The organism is Paraburkholderia sabiae (genome assembly GCF_030412785.1).
GTDB classification, from domain to species: Bacteria; Pseudomonadota; Gammaproteobacteria; order Burkholderiales; family Burkholderiaceae; genus Paraburkholderia; species Paraburkholderia sabiae.
Genome location: NZ_CP125295.1, coordinates 3365381 through 3382060, shown reverse-complemented (window position 1 = coordinate 3382060; position 16680 = coordinate 3365381). Strand labels below are relative to the sequence as shown.

General features: G+C 59.6%; 15 protein-coding genes and 1 tRNA gene. 4 read left to right on the top strand and 12 right to left on the bottom strand.

Annotation, left to right across the window (positions count from 1 at the left end):
* Nucleotides 1–29: 29 nt before the first annotated feature.
* A complete protein-coding gene (locus QEN71_RS15190; protein WP_223957065.1) occupies nucleotides 30–374 on the bottom strand; it encodes a hypothetical protein in 345 nt (114 codons plus the stop codon).
* A 61-nt stretch (nucleotides 375–435) separates the two neighbouring features.
* Here QEN71_RS15190 and rpoD point away from each other — a divergent pair, with 61 nt between their 5' ends.
* Nucleotides 436–2481 (top strand): RNA polymerase sigma factor RpoD, encoded by a 2046-nt coding sequence (rpoD, locus tag QEN71_RS15185; protein ID WP_223957066.1) that lies wholly within the window; start codon nucleotides 436–438, stop codon nucleotides 2479–2481.
* A gap of 192 nt (nucleotides 2482–2673) precedes the next feature.
* Nucleotides 2674–2761, top strand: a tRNA-Ile gene (locus QEN71_RS15180).
* Nucleotides 2762–2819: 58 nt separating this feature from the next.
* On the opposite strand, the gene QEN71_RS15175 is transcribed toward QEN71_RS15180, so the two are convergent.
* The 4 genes from QEN71_RS15175 to QEN71_RS15160 all read right to left on the bottom strand — a co-directional run bounded on the left by QEN71_RS15175 (nucleotide 2820) and on the right by QEN71_RS15160 (nucleotide 6226).
* Nucleotides 2820–4160 (bottom strand): sensor histidine kinase, encoded by a 1341-nt coding sequence (locus QEN71_RS15175; RefSeq protein WP_201651234.1) that lies wholly within the window; start codon nucleotides 4158–4160, stop codon nucleotides 2820–2822.
* Complete coding sequence (locus QEN71_RS15170; protein WP_201651233.1) at nucleotides 4157–4819, bottom strand: response regulator; 663 nt, start codon at nucleotides 4817–4819, stop codon at nucleotides 4157–4159. Before QEN71_RS15170 ends, QEN71_RS15175 begins: the two co-directional genes overlap by 4 nt.
* Nucleotides 4820–4978: 159 nt before the next feature.
* Nucleotides 4979–5410: a hypothetical protein gene (locus tag QEN71_RS15165; RefSeq protein ID WP_201651232.1), complete on the bottom strand. Its 432-nt coding sequence runs from the start codon at nucleotides 5408–5410 to the stop codon at nucleotides 4979–4981.
* Nucleotides 5411–5455: 45 nt separating this feature from the next.
* Nucleotides 5456–6226 (bottom strand): COG4705 family protein, encoded by a 771-nt coding sequence (locus QEN71_RS15160; protein WP_201651231.1) that lies wholly within the window; start codon nucleotides 6224–6226, stop codon nucleotides 5456–5458.
* A 410-nt stretch (nucleotides 6227–6636) separates the two neighbouring features.
* On the opposite strand from QEN71_RS15160, the gene QEN71_RS15155 reads away from it, so the two are divergent.
* On the top strand, nucleotides 6637–6933 hold the full coding sequence (locus tag QEN71_RS15155; RefSeq protein WP_201651259.1) for a DUF4148 domain-containing protein: 297 nt from the start codon (nucleotides 6637–6639) through the stop codon (nucleotides 6931–6933).
* 52 nt (nucleotides 6934–6985) lie between these two features.
* On the opposite strand, the gene QEN71_RS15150 is transcribed toward QEN71_RS15155, so the two are convergent.
* From QEN71_RS15150 to QEN71_RS15130, 5 genes are all read right to left on the bottom strand, one after another.
* Nucleotides 6986–7636: a hypothetical protein gene (locus QEN71_RS15150; RefSeq protein ID WP_223957136.1), complete on the bottom strand. Its 651-nt coding sequence runs from the start codon at nucleotides 7634–7636 to the stop codon at nucleotides 6986–6988.
* A 71-nt stretch (nucleotides 7637–7707) separates the two neighbouring features.
* Nucleotides 7708–10146: a TonB-dependent siderophore receptor gene (locus tag QEN71_RS15145; protein ID WP_233471829.1), complete on the bottom strand. Its 2439-nt coding sequence runs from the start codon at nucleotides 10144–10146 to the stop codon at nucleotides 7708–7710.
* A 112-nt stretch (nucleotides 10147–10258) separates the two neighbouring features.
* Nucleotides 10259–11245 carry a FecR domain-containing protein gene (locus tag QEN71_RS15140; RefSeq protein ID WP_201651229.1) on the bottom strand — a complete coding sequence of 329 codons (987 nt, stop codon included), beginning with the start codon at nucleotides 11243–11245 and terminating at the stop codon, nucleotides 10259–10261.
* A gap of 4 nt (nucleotides 11246–11249) precedes the next feature.
* Entirely contained in the window at nucleotides 11250–11762 is a 513-nt protein-coding gene (locus QEN71_RS15135; RefSeq protein WP_201651228.1) for a sigma-70 family RNA polymerase sigma factor, read from the bottom strand.
* 279 nt (nucleotides 11763–12041) lie between these two features.
* The gene (locus QEN71_RS15130; RefSeq protein ID WP_233471836.1) at nucleotides 12042–12980 is read right to left on the bottom strand and encodes a helix-turn-helix domain-containing protein; all 939 of its coding nucleotides are present in this window, start codon (nucleotides 12978–12980) and stop codon (nucleotides 12042–12044) included.
* Between the two features lie 139 nt (nucleotides 12981–13119).
* Here QEN71_RS15130 and QEN71_RS15125 point away from each other — a divergent pair, with 139 nt between their 5' ends.
* Nucleotides 13120–13425, top strand: a complete 306-nt coding sequence (locus tag QEN71_RS15125; protein WP_201651226.1) for a carboxymuconolactone decarboxylase family protein — start codon at nucleotides 13120–13122, stop codon at nucleotides 13423–13425.
* A 79-nt stretch (nucleotides 13426–13504) separates the two neighbouring features.
* On the opposite strand, the gene QEN71_RS15120 is transcribed toward QEN71_RS15125, so the two are convergent.
* The gene (locus QEN71_RS15120) at nucleotides 13505–14686 is read right to left on the bottom strand and encodes a sugar transporter (protein ID WP_201651225.1); all 1182 of its coding nucleotides are present in this window, start codon (nucleotides 14684–14686) and stop codon (nucleotides 13505–13507) included.
* Nucleotides 14687–14914: 228 nt separating this feature from the next.
* Nucleotides 14915–16597: a phospholipase C gene (locus QEN71_RS15115; RefSeq protein ID WP_201651224.1), complete on the bottom strand. Its 1683-nt coding sequence runs from the start codon at nucleotides 16595–16597 to the stop codon at nucleotides 14915–14917.
* Nucleotides 16598–16680: the final 83 nt, after the last annotated feature.

The following is a 16680-nucleotide window of genomic DNA, read 5'->3' as shown; positions in this document are numbered from 1 at the left end:
GGAAAGGGCTGAGACCCCAAATGCTATAATTATAGGATTTCAGCGGTTTTGTTTTTCTCCAGGCAAAGGCGATAAAAGGCGATTGCAATGGTAAAGACTACAGGCGGAAAAATGGCGACAGGCAAGGGCTCCGAGGAGCCGAACAAGACCAGTGAGGTCAGTGCAGCCAGGTCCAGTTCTTCCGCCCGTACAGCGTCAGCCGAGACCGCCACGCCAGTTGCCCGGAAAAAAGCCTCGACCGCTTCGGCCGCGCGAGCGGCATCGGTGACCTCGAAGTCGGTGGCATCGGTCGCGAAGCGGCAGGGAGTCAGTAGCGAAAGGGAAGCGGATGTCGCGCAGGACGATGCGGCTCCCCGCGAGTCTTTGGTATCCACGGTTCAACCGGCTGTTGTCCAGCAGCCGGCAGTCGAGACTACAGCCGGTATGGCGAACTCCATGACGAAAAAGCTGAACGAAGTATCCGTCGATGACGACGCATCCCAGAGCGAAGAAGCTGCAGCAACCCCTGCTCCGGGCAAAGGCGAAAAGGCCAAGGCACGCGACCGCCGCGCAAAGGAGAAGGCGCTGCTCAAGGACGCGTTCGCGTCTTCGCAGCCTGGCACCGTCGAGGAGCTTGAAGAGCGTCGCTCGAAGCTGCGCGCGCTGATCAAGCTCGGCAAGGAGCGTGGCTTCCTGACCTACGGCGAGATCAACGACCACCTCCCGGACAACTTCACGGAAACCGAGGCGATCGAAGGGATCATCAGCACGTTCAACGACATGGGTGTCGCCGTCTACGAGCAGGCGCCGGATGCCGAAACGCTGCTGCTGAACGACAACGCGCCGAACGCTTCGTCGGACGACGAAGTGGAAGAGGAAGCCGAAGTCGCGCTGTCCACCGTCGATTCCGAATTCGGCCGCACGACCGACCCGGTGCGTATGTACATGCGCGAAATGGGCACGGTCGAACTGCTCACGCGCGAAGGCGAAATCGAAATCGCGAAGCGCATCGAAGACGGCCTCAAGCACATGGTGATGGCCATCTCCGCGTGCCCGACCACGATCGCCGACATCCTCGCGATGGCTGAGCGCGTCGCGAACGAAGAGATCCGCATCGACGAACTCGTCGACGGCCTGATCGACGTGAACGCCGAAGATACCGACGGCTTCTCCGAACAGGAAGCCGAAGCGATCGAAAGCGAAGACGAAGAAGAGGAAGAGGCCGACGAGGAAGAAGAGGAAGACGACGATGGCTCCGCGCAAGCGACGGCCAACGCCGCCCAGCTCGAAGAACTGAAACGCCTGTCGCTGGAAAAATTCGCGATGATCAGCGAATGGTTCGACAAGATGCGCCGCGCGTTCGAAAAGGAAGGCTACAAGTCGAAGTCTTACCTGAAGGCTCAGGAAACGATTCAGGAAGAACTGATGATGATCCGCTTCACCGCGCGTACGGTGGAGCGTCTGTGCGACACGCTGCGCGCGCAGGTGGACGAAGTGCGTCAGGTCGAGCGTCAGATTCTGCATACGGTCGTCGACAAGTGCGGCATGCCGCGCGCCGAATTCATCGCGCGCTTCCCGGGCAACGAGACGGATCTCGAATGGGCCGACAAGATCGTCGGCGAGAATCATGCGTACAGCGCGATCCTGTCGCGTAACGTGCCGGCTATCCGCGAACAGCAGCAGCGTCTGCTGGACCTGCAGGCGCGCGTCGTGCTGCCGCTCAAGGACCTGAAGGAAACCAACCGTCAGATGGCGGCGGGCGAACTGAAGGCGCGTCAGGCGAAGCGCGAAATGACCGAGGCGAACTTGCGTCTCGTGATCTCGATCGCGAAGAAGTACACGAACCGCGGTCTGCAGTTCCTGGATCTGATCCAGGAAGGCAACATCGGTTTGATGAAGGCCGTCGACAAGTTCGAATATCGCCGCGGCTACAAGTTCTCGACGTACGCGACGTGGTGGATTCGTCAGGCCATCACGCGTTCGATCGCGGACCAGGCGCGCACCATCCGTATTCCGGTTCACATGATCGAGACGATCAACAAGATGAACCGCATTTCGCGTCAGATTCTGCAGGAAACGGGCCTCGAGCCGGATCCGGCGACGCTGGCCGAGAAGATGGAGATGCCGGAAGACAAGATCCGCAAGATCATGAAGATCGCGAAAGAGCCGATCTCGATGGAAACGCCCATCGGCGACGACGACGATTCGCATCTCGGCGACTTTATCGAAGACACGAACACGGTTGCGCCGTCGGATGCCGCGCTGCACGCGAGCATGCGCGATGTCGTGAAGGACGTGCTCGATTCGCTGACGCCGCGCGAAGCGAAAGTGCTGCGCATGCGTTTCGGCATCGAAATGAGCACGGACCACACGCTCGAAGAAGTCGGCAAACAGTTCGACGTCACGCGTGAGCGTATCCGTCAGATCGAGGCGAAGGCGCTGCGCAAGCTGCGTCACCCGAGCCGTTCGGACAAACTGAAGTCGTTCCTCGAAGGAAACTGAGCGAGTCTGCTCGTACGCAATACCGGGGCTTCCCGATCGCTTTGTTCAGCGAAGCGATCCCGGAAGCCTCTTTTTTCGTGTAGTATGTCGGCCAATCGACGAACAGGCCCGGCCTTCAGACCGGGTCTTTTTGTTGGTCTTTCTCGTTGTTCATTGTTGTTTCCCCGCGCGCTTCCGTCGCGAAGCATCGTTGGGCCGGACGCCGTGCTGGTTGCAGGCAGCGGACTCATAATCCGCCTCCGAAAGGACATCGTGGGTTCGAATCCCACCCGGCCCACCAATCCCTTTTATATCGCGGATCCAGAATCGTCAGATCTGCTGTTCCCCGTTATCAGGCATCAAGCGCTCTCTGCATGAAGTCCCGAAAGCGTGACAGTCAAACCAGAGCGATCGACATTGTTTGCCATCCAAAGCGTTGCGTGATGCCGTTGCGCTATCTTTAAAGCGATCGCCAGGCCAAGACCGCTGCCATGTTCCTTGGTGCCCGTGCTGCGATAGAAGCGATCGAACACACGCTCACGCTCTTCGTCTGGAATGCCAGGTCCGCTGTCGGAAACCGCAACGCTGATCTGCTCGCCCTCGCGCTTGAGAACGACATCTATCTTTCCGCCCTTTGGCGTGTAGCGAATCGCATTGTCGATCAGATTGTTCAGCAACACTTCAATTCCCCCGGGCTCTGCATTCACTCGATATAGCTGATCCAGTTTCGCCGGTGTGCTGAACTCAAGGCCGAGGTCGATCTGTTTTGCCTCCGCGAGTGGCGAAATATCTGCGACTACCCGCTCGCATAATCGGCGCAGGTTGATCGGCTCGAATCGGCCGCCTGTTTGTGCTTCTTCACGAGCGAGCGTCAACAGTTGATTCACGAGATGGATGAGTCGATTCAACCGTCCCTCGATACGCTCGAAGGTTTGCTTGCTGCCAACCAGCGATCCATCCAGCTCGGCAGATTGCAACTGGAGCTTCAACGCGGCCAGCGGTGAACGCAATTCGTGCGCGGCATCGGCGACAAAGGTGCGTTGCGTTTGCGATGCAACGTCCAGTCGATGCAGCAAGTCGTTCAATTCATCGACCAATGGCGTGATTTCGACCGGCGTGCCTTCGGTGAGGTGCAAAGGCGCAAGAGAATCGAATGAACGCTTCGCTAATGCGCGCGAGATTTCCGAGAGCGGCGCCAGCCCTTTCCCAACGACGAACAGGACGATAGCGATAATAGTCGGGATGAACAGCAGCAGCGGTGCCAGCGTGCGTAAGGCGAGCCGTAGCGCGAGTTCCTCGCGCACCGATATCGGTTGTGCGATCTGAATGAAGCGGCCGTCCTGCCGGGTGCCGTACACGCGCCAGTGATATTCATCGTGTTCGATCGTGCGGAGCCCGGCAGGAAAGCGCGGAAGATCAACCCGTCCCAGTGATTTATAAACGCTGCCGCCTTCCGGATTCCAGACCTCGATGAAAAGGCGGTCCTCCGACAAACCTTCGAAGTCTGGTTTTCTTGCGAGCGCGGCATCGGTTGCACGAATATCGGTGGGTAGCGAATCGGCCACGGTGCGTAGCTCGTAGTCGAACAACTCGCTGGCTTCGTCGTGCGCCGTATAGAAAATGGCGTAGCCGGCGGTCAACGTCGATACAGCCAGTCCGGCGATCAACCATCCAAGCAGCCACCGCCGGATCGATGTCATTCGCATCGCATGAGGCGGTATCCGACGCCACGCACCGTCACGATCTGAGTAGGGCCGAGCTTGCGACGCAGGCCGTGCACATGCACCTCGATCGCATTGCTGCTGATTTCATCGCCCCATCCGTACAACTTGTCTTCGAGTTCCGACCGGGTAAAGACGCGCGTCGGCGCCTCGATAAGTGTCTGCAACAGGCTGAATTCTCTCGGCCCCAGCGCGAGCGGTTCACCGTTGAGCGTCGCTTCCCGGCTCGCGGGGTTGAGTGTGATGTTTCCGTGTGAATAGACTGGATTACCTTGTCCGGCGCGGCGACGCAGCAGCGCACGCACCCGCGCCGCCAGTTCATCCACGTCGAACGGCTTGACGAGATAGTCGTCTGCTCCGCCATCGAGTCCTGCAATACGGCTTTCGACAGCGTCGCGCGCCGTCAGGATGAGGACAGGCGCGCTTCCTCCGTCACGACGATAGCGACGAAGCACGTCGATTCCATCGGCTTTCGGCAATCCAAGATCAAGCAGGACGAGATCGTATAGATCGTGACTGAGCGACAACTCCGCTTCGCGCCCGTCACGCGCCCAATCGACCGCGTAACCGGCGTGCCGCATTGTTGTCGCAACCGACTCACCGATCATCTCGTCATCTTCCACCAGCAACAATCGCATTTCGCAAATTCTCCTAGATTGCTGGATTGTCGCGATCCTTTGCTTATCGATGGCTTAAAGGGAGAGATCACTGACTCGTCAGCTTTTCGAAGATCATTCTCTCGATGCAAAGCTTAAGAGTCGCTTAAGGTCGATGCGGTGCGCGCTTACCGGGTTGCGTCAGCCCTTTCCGCTCATGCGATCGAACATCGCGAGAAGATCGGTTAGCGTCTTCTTGCACTTTGCCTGGCTCGGCGAGCTTTCGCGCAGCGCTTCGAGCGCGTCGTCGATCGACTTGTCCAGTTTGTGCCAGTCAGCGGCCGCTCGCGGCTTCAGCGCGGGCTCGGCATCGTCCCAGCTTGTTTCGAGATCCTTGATCCGTTTCTTTGCGCCGGTCAGGTCGTTTGCATCGACCAGCTTCGACGTGTCGGCAGCAATGACGCGGAACTTCGAAAGATCGCCCAGCTTCGAGGTTTCTGTCGCTGCATCGGCGGACGAGACAGGCGATAGCGCGGCGACCCATTGAGGGACATTCGCGGTGAACGAGTGGCCTGCGATGACGACCGCGGTCGTTGCGATCAGAAGTCCGGATTTGATAATGGTCTTCTTCATTGTTGAAACCTCCATGTTGTAGACGACGTGCTTGAGTAAAGTCGCTCAGGTAGCGCTTGCCTTGCTGTGCCGCGTCCTCGTTGCTGTGTGCAGGATGACGAGAATGACGATCACCGAGAGAAAGACGACGCTGGTAACGATAGTCCCCATACCCATCCCGCCATATTCCCGGGATTGCGAGAGAAGATCACCGAGCGAGGCGCCAAAAGGTCGGGTCAGGATGTAGGCAAGCCAGAACGTCAACACGCGATTTGCGCCGAGGTAAGCGGCCATGCCCATCATGACAAGCAGAAACCCGAACACCAGCACGCCGAGACTGAACCCCAGGCCGATTGCTTCCGTTGCAAGATCGCCGGCTGCCGTCCCGAGCGCGAAAGTGACGAGGATCGCGGCCCAGTAAAACAGTTCGCGCTTGCGCGTCACGATGGTGTGAATGGAGAGGGTCTTTTCGTTCCGGTACCAGATTTCGAAGATCAGGCCGAGCAGGACGCCGAATACGGCAGTGCTGACATACAGGCTCACACCGAGAACATCGGTGAGTACGTCGGTCAGTTGCGTGCCGACGACACTGACCAGCACCACGGTCAGCCAATATATCCACGGAACATAAGCTCGCTGCTTCAGTTGAGTGACAAGCGCGGCAGCGAGTAACGTCAGCATGATCGCTATCGTTACGGTCGTGCCCAGACCGACATGGACGGCGAGATAGTCGGCGCCCGTTTCGCCGACAGTGGTGGACAGGATCTTGATTGTCCAGAACGCGATCGTGACTTCCGGGACCTTGTTCTGCAACAGTGCGTGATGTTCACGTGACATTCCTTTGCACCCCTTTTCCTCATAACGAGTTGTTCGACACGATCCAAAAAAACGCTGGATATTCGTGGCGAATCATGAGGGGATGCACCTTATCGAATGCTTAGGGAAACACAGGATTTGCACGTTGTCTTCGCGGGAGACTCATTCTTCCTTTCCTTATGTGATGCTTAAAAGTCGCGGAAAAGATCTGTGCGAATGGCAAGTCCGTTAGATAACGGAATCGTAATTACATCGCCAGCGTGCGGTTATCGTCGTATCGGGACAATTGATCCTGTCGTTCAGCCACTAGCTGATTCCAGCAGATAAGGATTCTTTAAGTTGACCGACCTAATCTGAAAGTGCAGCTGCATCGTTTCAATTCGATCGCAGATATCTACGTGTCCACTTATTGCTCACCATTGGAGAGTTCGATGAAAACTTCATTCACTATTTCACTGATCGTTGCTGCGCTCACGATGCCGATGATCTCTTACGCCAAGGTCGATTCGAATGGAACGACCCGCGATGAAGTCAAGGCGCAGGTCGCACAGGCGGAGAAGGACGGAACGCTGCATCAATCGAAGGTGCACTATCCGCAATATGATCAGAATGCGTCCGCGGCGGGACGGCAATCCTCGAGCGAATACGGAACCATGCCGTTGAACTTCTCGCAGTCCGGATCGCCGGCGAAGGCCGCAACAAACAGCAAGCTGTTCGAGCACCACTGATGGTGCAACGTCCGCGCAAGTGAGTGCTGCTGGCACTCACTCAGCGGATCGTTTAGCGCGCGATAGCCCAGTCGATCGCAGCGTCGAAGAGCCGCTGACCTGCCGAAGAGAGATTCGCAAACGAGTCGTTGCTCATGAAGAACATCACACGTCTTGCGGGGGCGAGCGTTTCGTAGTCCATTGTTGCCCCTGTTTCGTACGTGAAAATCGCTGCCTTGTCGGGCTGACCATACACGGTTGCGATGATTGACGCGCCGAGTCCTGGCTTGCCCCAACTCATTGCAGCCTGTTTTCCGTACACGTTGATTGTTCCGGCCGGCAGGCCCGCTGAAACAGGGTGAGGCGCATTCACCATCCACAGATAACGTTCTTTATCTGTCTCGCCGAAATCGACGTCGTGGCGCTTGCCGCTCATCGCGAGATCGTCGAGCAGATCGTTTTCCCATGTGACGAGCGGCACAGGTAGTGCGCGCCATCCAGGAAGCACATCCTTGGACGAAACCGTCGACGAGATGATGATCAGACTGGCGTCGCGCGCGAGATCCGGCCGAAAGTTCTGGTCGACGAGTTGAACCGAATAGCCTCGTGCGTTGAGATGTGCAGCAATCCGCTCGTCGACGGCGATGTTGGGGCCGTTGAGTTGAACGACCATGACGATCTTGTTGCGCGCATCGTCTGCCTTGGCGCGAGCCATACGCGGCATGATGGATGCGGCTGCCAGGCCGAGCGCGGAGAGAAGCGCAGTTCTACGTTTCATCACAGGTTCCTCGCGCGTCAGAATTCGAGCGTGGAGAGGAGCGACACTTGCCGCGCATCGCCGACTGCAACGAAATAGCGGTTGGCGCTCGACGGGTAATAGGTTTTGTTGAAGAGGTTCTTGACGTTCAACTGAAACGATAGATTGCGTCCGCCCCACTTCGTGTTGTACGTCGCGAATGCATCGGCGACGGTGTAGGCGGGCAGCGTGAAGCTGTTCGCGGAATCACCCGGACGCTCGCCCACGTAATGCGCACCCGCGCCGACGCGCAACTGGTCTCCGCCAAAGATCGCGCCGAAGTCATAGACAGCAGCAAGCGACGCCGTATGCTGCGCGACGTTCCACAACCGGTTGCCGGCATAGAGCGGGTCTTCCGTCGTTTTGGCGTCGATATACGCATAGCTGGCAATGACGCTCCAGTGCTGTCCAATCTGTCCCGCGACATCCAGTTCGACGCCACGCGAGCGCGCCTTGCCGGAAGTGCGCCAGTCGGTCTGCTTGGTCGTGTCGTTGTATTGCGAAACCAGCACGTTCGATTTATCGATGTTGAAGAGCGCGAGCGTGCCTGTCAGCCCTGCGGGCATCGCGACTTTCGCGCCGACTTCCCACGATGTCGCCTCTTCAGGCAGCACAGACGAATTGATCACGACGCCCGAGCTGAGCGGCGCAATCGTCGAAGTGGGTTTCAGCGATTGCGTATAGCTGCCATAGAGCGAGAAGTTCTCCGTCCACTTGTAGACGATGCCCGCACGCGGCAGCCATTTGGTGCCGTTCAGGTCGGTGTTGATCTGGAACGGACGGCCGCGTCCCGCGACCTGGTTATACGACATAAAGCGCGCGCCGCCGACGAGTATCCACTTGTCGGTCAGATGCAGGCTGTCCTGAAGGAATAGCGATGAGTCATGCAGCGTGTCGGTCTGATCGCTGTCGCTCGCGGAGACGGTCGTGGATGGACTTTCAAGCCCATACACAGGGTGCAGATAGTTGAACGTGTATTTCGTCGCCTGCCGCAACAGGTCCTTGCGATAGATGCGCCGGTACTCGTCGTCGACGCCGATCTGCAGATCGTTGCGCAAGCCGGCAACGTTGAAATGCCCATCGACATACGCGATCGCATAGCTGTCCGTGCTGAGCGCGCCGTGAGTGGCGTCGTTGCTGCGCGAAAGCACGCCCGTCGTGCTGTTGACGCCCTGCACGCGCAATTGTCCGGCGTCGTAGGTTTCGCGGTTGTAGCTGTAGCCGAAATGCGCCTTCCAGTCCGCGTTGATCTGGTGATCGACAGTCAGTTGCGCGAGATGCGATTCACCGTCCATTTCGTTGAACGGTTCGTCGAGGCGTTCGCGCGCGGGAATCGCCAGAGGTTCATTTGTCTTCGGATCGAGCGCGGTGCCGCGATCGAACGGATAAAGAAACTTTCTGTACTCGTACGACAGCACGATCTGCGTATCGCGTCCGTACCAAGCAAGCGACGGCGCAACGAGGGTTTCGCGATGCTCGCCGAAGTTGCGCCAATACTGTTCGTTGGTGTGGTCGACGATGAGGCGGTACGCGAGACCCGAATCGCCGATTGGACCCGTCAGATCGACCGTGCCGCCGCCGCCATTGCGGCCGTGGCCATACGTCGAACCGAGCACCGAGACGGCATGATAAGGCGTGAGCAGCGGCTGCTTGCTGACCACGTTCACGACGCCGCCGGGATCCATGATGCCGTAGAGCAGGGACGCCGGCCCTTTGAGCACTTCGACGCTGTCGGCGGCCGCGTTGAGGCCGCGGCCCTGCACGAGCGGCATGCCGTTGTGCATGATCGAGCCGTCACGATTGCCGCCAAAGCCGCGCTTGAGCAGCGTGTCCTGAGTGCCCGCGAGCGTGTTGCCCTGGACGATGCCGCTGACGTTCGCCAGTGCATCGTCGAGGTTGCGTGGGCGCTGATCGTGCAGCACTTGCGCGGGTACGACGTTGATGGCTTGCGGCGTGTCGATGACGGGGATGTCGGAGCGCGTCACGTTCGCTTCGGGCGGCGGCCTGTAGCTGCCCGCACTGATGCCCGTCGAGCTGACCTTCATGACGGGCAGCACCGTGCTGTCGTCCAGTTCGACATTGCTCGCATCTTCGACGAGCGTGTAGCTGCCGTTCGTCTGCTCGACAGCCGATACGCCCGTGCCGCGCAGCAGTTGCGTCAGGCCCTGCTGCGTATCGTATTCGCCGCGCAGACCCGCGCTGTGACGGTTCGCGGTGAGCGCACTCGGGTACGACAACATGATCCGCGCTTGCTGGCCGAACTGATTGAGCGCACTTTCGAGCGGGCCGGCAGCGACGTCGAACGTCTTGCGTGTGATGGATTGCGTCGTTTGAGTGGCATCGGCGGCGCGGACTGCGGGCGATGCAGCCGACGCAAAGATCGCAGCCGCAGCGAGGCCGATGACATGCCTGTTGCGGGTTCCTGTAGAAAATCCCATGTTTTACGAAGCTCGAGGAGGTAGATGATCTGGTGTTCTCATCTGCCTTGTCCCGCGAGAATCGAAAACAGCTCAAAACCTGCAAATATTTTTTGGCGAACGGCTCGTCAAGTTACGAATGCGCTGGCTTCACCGTGACCCAGTAGCGTGTGACGTACTCCACTCGGACGGGCAGCGAACTCGCTAGCGCGCCGAGTACGCGGTCCGTGTCTGCGAGCGGGTAGGTGCCCGAAAGACGGAAATCGGCGATCGACGGATCGCAGCGCAGATAGCCGTCGCGATAGCGCCCGAGTTCCGATAGAAAATCGGCAAGGCGCATGTTGCTCGCAACCAGCATCCCTTGTGTCCACGCGGCTGCGTCGGCGGTGATCGGCTCGATCGGCATGGTCTGCGTCGCCGTGAAGCGCATCCGCTCTCCCGCGCGCACGACCTTGAATTCGGCTGGCGCCTGGGTCGGCCCGGCTTTGACGGCGCCTTCGTACACGTCGAGCCGTGTCGTCGCGCTTTCCTGTCTGAGCGAAAAGCGTGTGCCGAGCGGGATCGAGATGCCTTCCGCAGTCTGCGCGACGAACGGGCGCGGAGTGGGGCCGTCGTCGTGTCCGGTGACGATCATGATTTCGCCGCGGAGCAGAACGATGCGCCGCTCCGTCTGCGAGAAACGGATATCGACTGCACTCGCGGTATTGAGCGTGAGCCGCGTACCGTCAGTGAGCCTGACATCGCGCTGTTCGCCCGTACCTGTACGCAAATCGGCGCTCCAGCCGCGCCACGCGATCTGATCGCGCGCAACCCACGCCGTGCCGCCCGCAAAGAAAAGCAGCATCAGCGCCTTGACGCCGGCGCGCCGTGCACGCGAATGCGGACGCATCAATGCAGCGCGCGCCGCGCCCGTTCCTGGACCTTCGTTGAGCGTCTGAAAGCGCTGGCTGACAGACTGAATGTGCTGCCACGCGCGGTCGTGATCGACATGCTGCACGCGCCATTGTTCGAATGCGCGTCGCTGCGACTCCGTCACTGTGCCGGACTGCAGATCGAGCCACCATTCGACCGCGCGTCGCGCGACCGTGGGTTCGATGCCGTGTGGCGTACCGACGTTCATCGCTTCAATCCAGTTGCATCGCGAAGAAGCACTGACCTGCTGCCTTGAGCAGATGGCGCTTCACGGTCGCGATGGAAATGTGCAGCGCGGCGGCGATTTCCGCGTGCGTTGCGCCGTCGAGTTGCGACATCAGAAATGCGCGTTTGACTGGCACGGGCAGACCGTCGAGCAGGGCGTCGATTTCACACAACGTTTCGAGCAGTATCGCGCGCTCTTCAGGCGACGGCGCCAGTGATTCCGGCACGAGCGCGAGCGCTTCGAGATACGCGCGCTCGATCTGCTCGCGGCGCCAGTGATTCGCGAGGACGCGTTGCGCGACGGTCGTCAGGAACGCGCGCGGCTCCAGCAGTTCAAGCGGCTCGTCGCGCGCGAGCAGACGCATGAACGTGTCATGCGCAAGATCGGCGGCACGATGCGCGCAACCCAGCTTGCGCCGCAGCCACGTGTGAAGCCAGCCGTGATGGGCGACGTAGAGGTCTTCGACCTCAAGGCGCAAGGAAAGGTTATCTGCCGACATTCGCGATCTTCCGCACGAAACGGTAAGCGGAAATTAAGCTGGTAAATGAGAACTATTCCTATTATGGCACAGGATGGATGCGCGCTGCATTCAATCAACGACGACGTATCGTCGCGATGCAAAAAAAAGGGCCCGGCAATATTTCCGGGCCCTCGAAGAGGTAGTTGGGGCGAGCGATCGGAGCACAGACGTACCGTCGATGCCCGCTAATCAACCACCTGCGTGGACGGTGTGCCGAAGCAGTGAGACAAGCATAACGGCCGATCCCTTATAAAACTCTTAAGCTTTCCGGCGCGGCAACCCGTGCGCTGTCCGCCAACGCTCCTGGTTCACCGCGTCCGGCCGACGCCTGAACGCAGTCGGGTCCATGCCGTGCATCGCATGGAAAGCCTGTGAGAAGTTGCTTCGACTCGAGAACCCGACCATCCTCGCGACCCCTGCTACTGGCAGCGTGGTCGTCGCCAGCAATTCGGCTGCTTTTCGTAGCCGAACGAGCTTCAACATGCTCATCGGCGGTTGCCCGAACGCTTTCATGAACTGGGCGGCAAAGGCCGACCGGCTCATCCCTGCGATATCGGCCAGGCGCTCTACAGTCCACGGCGATGCCGGGCGTTCAAAGATTGCTTCGAGCGCGCCTGCGAGCCGCTTGTCGGCAAAGCCGGTTGCCCACGGAAGTTCTGCGCCCCCAGCGTCGATCTGTTGCCGCATCACCATGATCAAACACTGCTTGAGCAGTGCCTCTATCAGTGCTCGCGAGCCGAGCCCAGGCCGCGCGGATTCCGCCAGCAGCAAGACGAACTGATTCTTCAAACTCGAGCGCCCGTCGAACTGTGCGATCAGCGGTCGACGTGTCGAGCCGAACGGATCCGTGCCGTGATTCGTGTCGAGTTTCAATTCACCGCATGCCGTGGCGACGCCGGCGACGCCTTCACCCGTCTGGATGGTCGGCACCGTTTCTCGTGAAGGCCAGTCGGTCAGACGCCCGTGGTTCGTTTCGCTGCCGGGCAATGGATGCCCGCTTTCGATCGCGTAGGCGATGCCAGGCGGCAATAGAACGAAACTGTGCGAGCTGAGTGCAATGCGTTCGCCGCTTTGCGTCACGAGTGCGCCGCTGCCTTCCATGCAGTAGTGAAGGCTCGCCGTTGCACAGGCGTCGAAGCGGGCACTCCATCCGTCACGGATATCGCAGAGGGTGAAATTCGCCACGCCGATGTCCATTGCGGCAAGGAAGCGTTCGAGGACGGGAAGCTCGAAAATCGCGCGACTAGTCATGGATGAATTCGAACCAAATCGAGACCAAATGGAACGGGCGTCTCTCTACTATAAGCATGCAGGCCATTGATTACAGGAGAAACCCATGTTCGATATGAAGCATCTTAGCCGACTCAAGAAGCTGGACGAAAACGCACCGGAAGCGATGAAAACCTTCTGGGCATTTGACAAAGCGGTCTTTGCGGAAGGCGCATTGAGCGTACAGCAGAAGCAGCTGATTGCCGTCGCGGTCGCGTTGACGACGCAGTGCCCGTACTGCATCGAACTGCACACAAAAGCGGCGCGCGATGCGGGCGCCGATGAAGCGCAACTGTCCGAAGCTGCGCTCGTGGCTGCGGCCATCCGCGCAGGCGGCGCCGTGACACACGCTTCGCATCTGTTCCGCGGCTAAGGCCGGTAGGGAGTCCGGTAGGGAGTCCGGTTGTGGACCGGACTCCCGAATCGGCATGAAGCGTCGTCGTTGCCTGGGACTAAGCCTCTCGCGATGTACGCGCACGAAACGCAAACCAGCACGCCGCAGCACCCAAACCGGCGATCATCCCGCCGAACGTTCCGATCCACGCTATCCCATAGTCCCTGGCAACATGATTGCCGAACAGCGCACCCGCACCGATCGCCACGTTGTACAGCCCGGAAAATATCGAAACGGCGAGATCGGTTGCATTGGGCGCGAGTCGTAATACCCACGCCTGCATGCCGAGGCCGAAGCAGATAATCGCGCCTCCCCATACGAAGGAATGCACGGACAACGTCACGATGCTCAACGAGCACGGGAAAAGTATCAGCAGACATGCAGCGATCGTGATCACGGCGCCTTGCATGAAGCGGTCAGGTTGATCCGGATAGAGCCGGTTGAAGCAGAGAGCGGCGGGAATCCCGGCCGCGCCGAACAACGTCAGGATGAAGGTGATGCGGCTGTTGCTCGCGTGATTGACGTGCTGGATAAACGGTTCGACGTAGGTGTACGCGGTGAAATGCGCCGAGACCACCAGCAGCGTGACGAGATAGAGGCACATCAGCGTCGGATTTCTGAGCAGAACGGGCAGACTGCGCAGCGAGCCGGCCTGTTCGCTTGGAAGCTGCGGCAGCGTGGCGCGCAGCAACAGAAGGACGGCAACGGCCGCGACGGCAATCACCTGGAACGTCATGCGCCAGCCCAACGCTTCTCCGATCATCCGTCCGATCGGGATGCCCGCCACCATCGCCAGCGACGTCCCCGTTGCAAGCAGTCCGAGCGCGCGGCTCTTCTTGTCGGGAGGCGCGAGTCTGACGACCAGCGAGACGGATATCGACCAGAAGATCGCGTGCGCGCAGGCAATGCCCAATCGTCCGATGACGAGCACGGAGAAATTCCATGCGATGCCCGTCACGATATGGCAACCGACGAAAAGCAGCAGCACCCACGTGAGCAGTTTGCGACGCTCGATATGACGCGTGAGGATCGTCAATGGCAGCGATACGAGTGCGACGGCCCAGGCATAGATGGTCAGCATCACGCCGACATCGGTCGGCTGCATGCCGAGACTGTCGCCGATCGAACTGAGCAATGCGACGGGAACGAACTCCGTGGTGTTGAAGATGAAGGCTGACAGCGCAAGCGCCATCACGCCCCACCACGAATGTTTTGCTGCGATGGAATCAGAAGTTGACATTGCCGGTTGGGCAAACGGGACCGAGTAATACCAAAGAATGGCCGTAACCGCGGATGATCTGCGGTTGCGCCATCCATGAAAAAGCCCGCACTGTGGCGGGCGAAATCCATATCAGGAAGATACGGAGGAGACGGGGTTAAGTATAAACCCGTATCTTACGGATGCAAGCGGGCTTCTTCTTCGGTCCAGGAGAGAAGCGCGCTTGCCGTGTGCCTTATGCTCGCCGCATCACGATCTCGGCGGCGTTTCAACCGACACGCCCGTCTCCGGATTGAGGAACAGCTTGCGCGGATAGCGGCTCTCGCCCCGGCGATTGAAGTCGAACATGCCCATGATGCTGCCTGCTTTGGCGTCGAACGAGCCGCCGCCGATACGTCGCCCGTCGAGCCAGTTGTCTTCGATAAAGCGCACCACCGACGACTGATCGATCAGCGTATGGTCGACGAAATTTTCCTTTGCCCACGGCGAAATCACGATAAACGGCGTGCGCGTGCCGGGACCGCAACGGCCGTTCACGGGCTTACCGCTCACGCCGTCCATTGCCGCGCCCGTTCCGCAGATGCCCGAGCCGTTCAGCTGGTCGGCAACGGAGTCGTACGATGCGCTCGTCGGCATCGTGTACGCATGGTCGTACCAGCCATCGGAGTCATCCCAGGCGACGATCACGGCGGTCGATTCCCATTCCTTCTGCTGCTGCAGGAAGTTGAGCACCTTCGTCACAAAGGCCTGCTCGTCGAGCGGGTCCGAATAGCCGGCATGGCCGTCCTGATAAGCGGGCGCTTTAAGAAAGTTCACTGCCGGGAAATTGCCTGCCTTGACTGCGTTGAAAAAGTCGTCGGTATCGTACTGATGGTTGGCGGGATCCGGCGTGCGGCCATCGCGTTGCGTGCTGTGTCCGATCGCGGCGATCGAGCTCGGGCGCAGATGCTTCGGATTCGATGTGGACGCGTAATACTGGAACCAGTTGTGATGCGGGATGTAGTCGGCGGTGGCCGAGTTCACGACGTTCGATAGCGTGCTGCGCTGACACCCCGTCGTGCCGTTGCTATTCTTCGTCGCCAGGTTGAATCCGCCCATGAAGCCGCCCCACGAAATATTGCGGGCATTCAGCAGATCGCCGATGTTCTTGCCGGTCATCAAGGCCGTGTCGGTCGCGCTCGAACACAGGTCGTTGGCGGGATCGACGTCGTTGATCATCGTGAATCCGCCCTGGCCGTCGTTGACGTAATACGAACCCGCCACCGAAGGTTGCTTCGTCGTCAGCACAACCTTCATGCCGTTCGTCTGTCCCGAGACGACTTCGAGTGCGCCCGGCGTCGACGGTCCGTATGTCGACGTGTACGCGTTGTCGCTCATCGCGAACCGCTGCGCGTAGTTCCACAGCGCCGTGACTGTGTTGCCGTCGAAATAGCCCATCACCTGGCCAGCCGTGCCGAACGCGCCCGCGCCGCCCGTCGACCCTTTACCCGTGTACTTCGGGAAGAGATCGGCTGCGCCATTGTCATAGGCTTGCTGCTCTGCCGTGTACGCGTGATTCTGGTCGGCGGTCGCGGCCTGCGTACGGTCGAGTCGGAACGGGTTCGACGCCGCCGCGCCGTTCGCCGTATTGGTCGCATTCGGATTGTTGTTCAGCAGCGCTCCCGAGAGCCCGTTGACGTCGGGCGTGCCCGGCGAAGCCCTGAATGACGGCTCGCCGCGCGGATTGGTTGCATGCGGGTAGGTCGCGAAGTAGTGGTCGAACGAAATGTTCTCGCCATAGATCACGACCAGATGTTTGATTGGCGTAGCGGTGTGGACTTCGTCGTGGTGATTGTTCTTGTCATGCCCGTCTTCGTCTCCCGCGCTCCATGCGACGGATGACGCGAATGCGGCCATTGCGATTGAACTGAGTGCTATCTGACGCCATTTCATATACGGCTCCTGTGGGGGGATTCGTATTGCGGGAATCACCGCGTTGCCCTGGCATGGGGCAATCGAACGCATCACGTCATGGA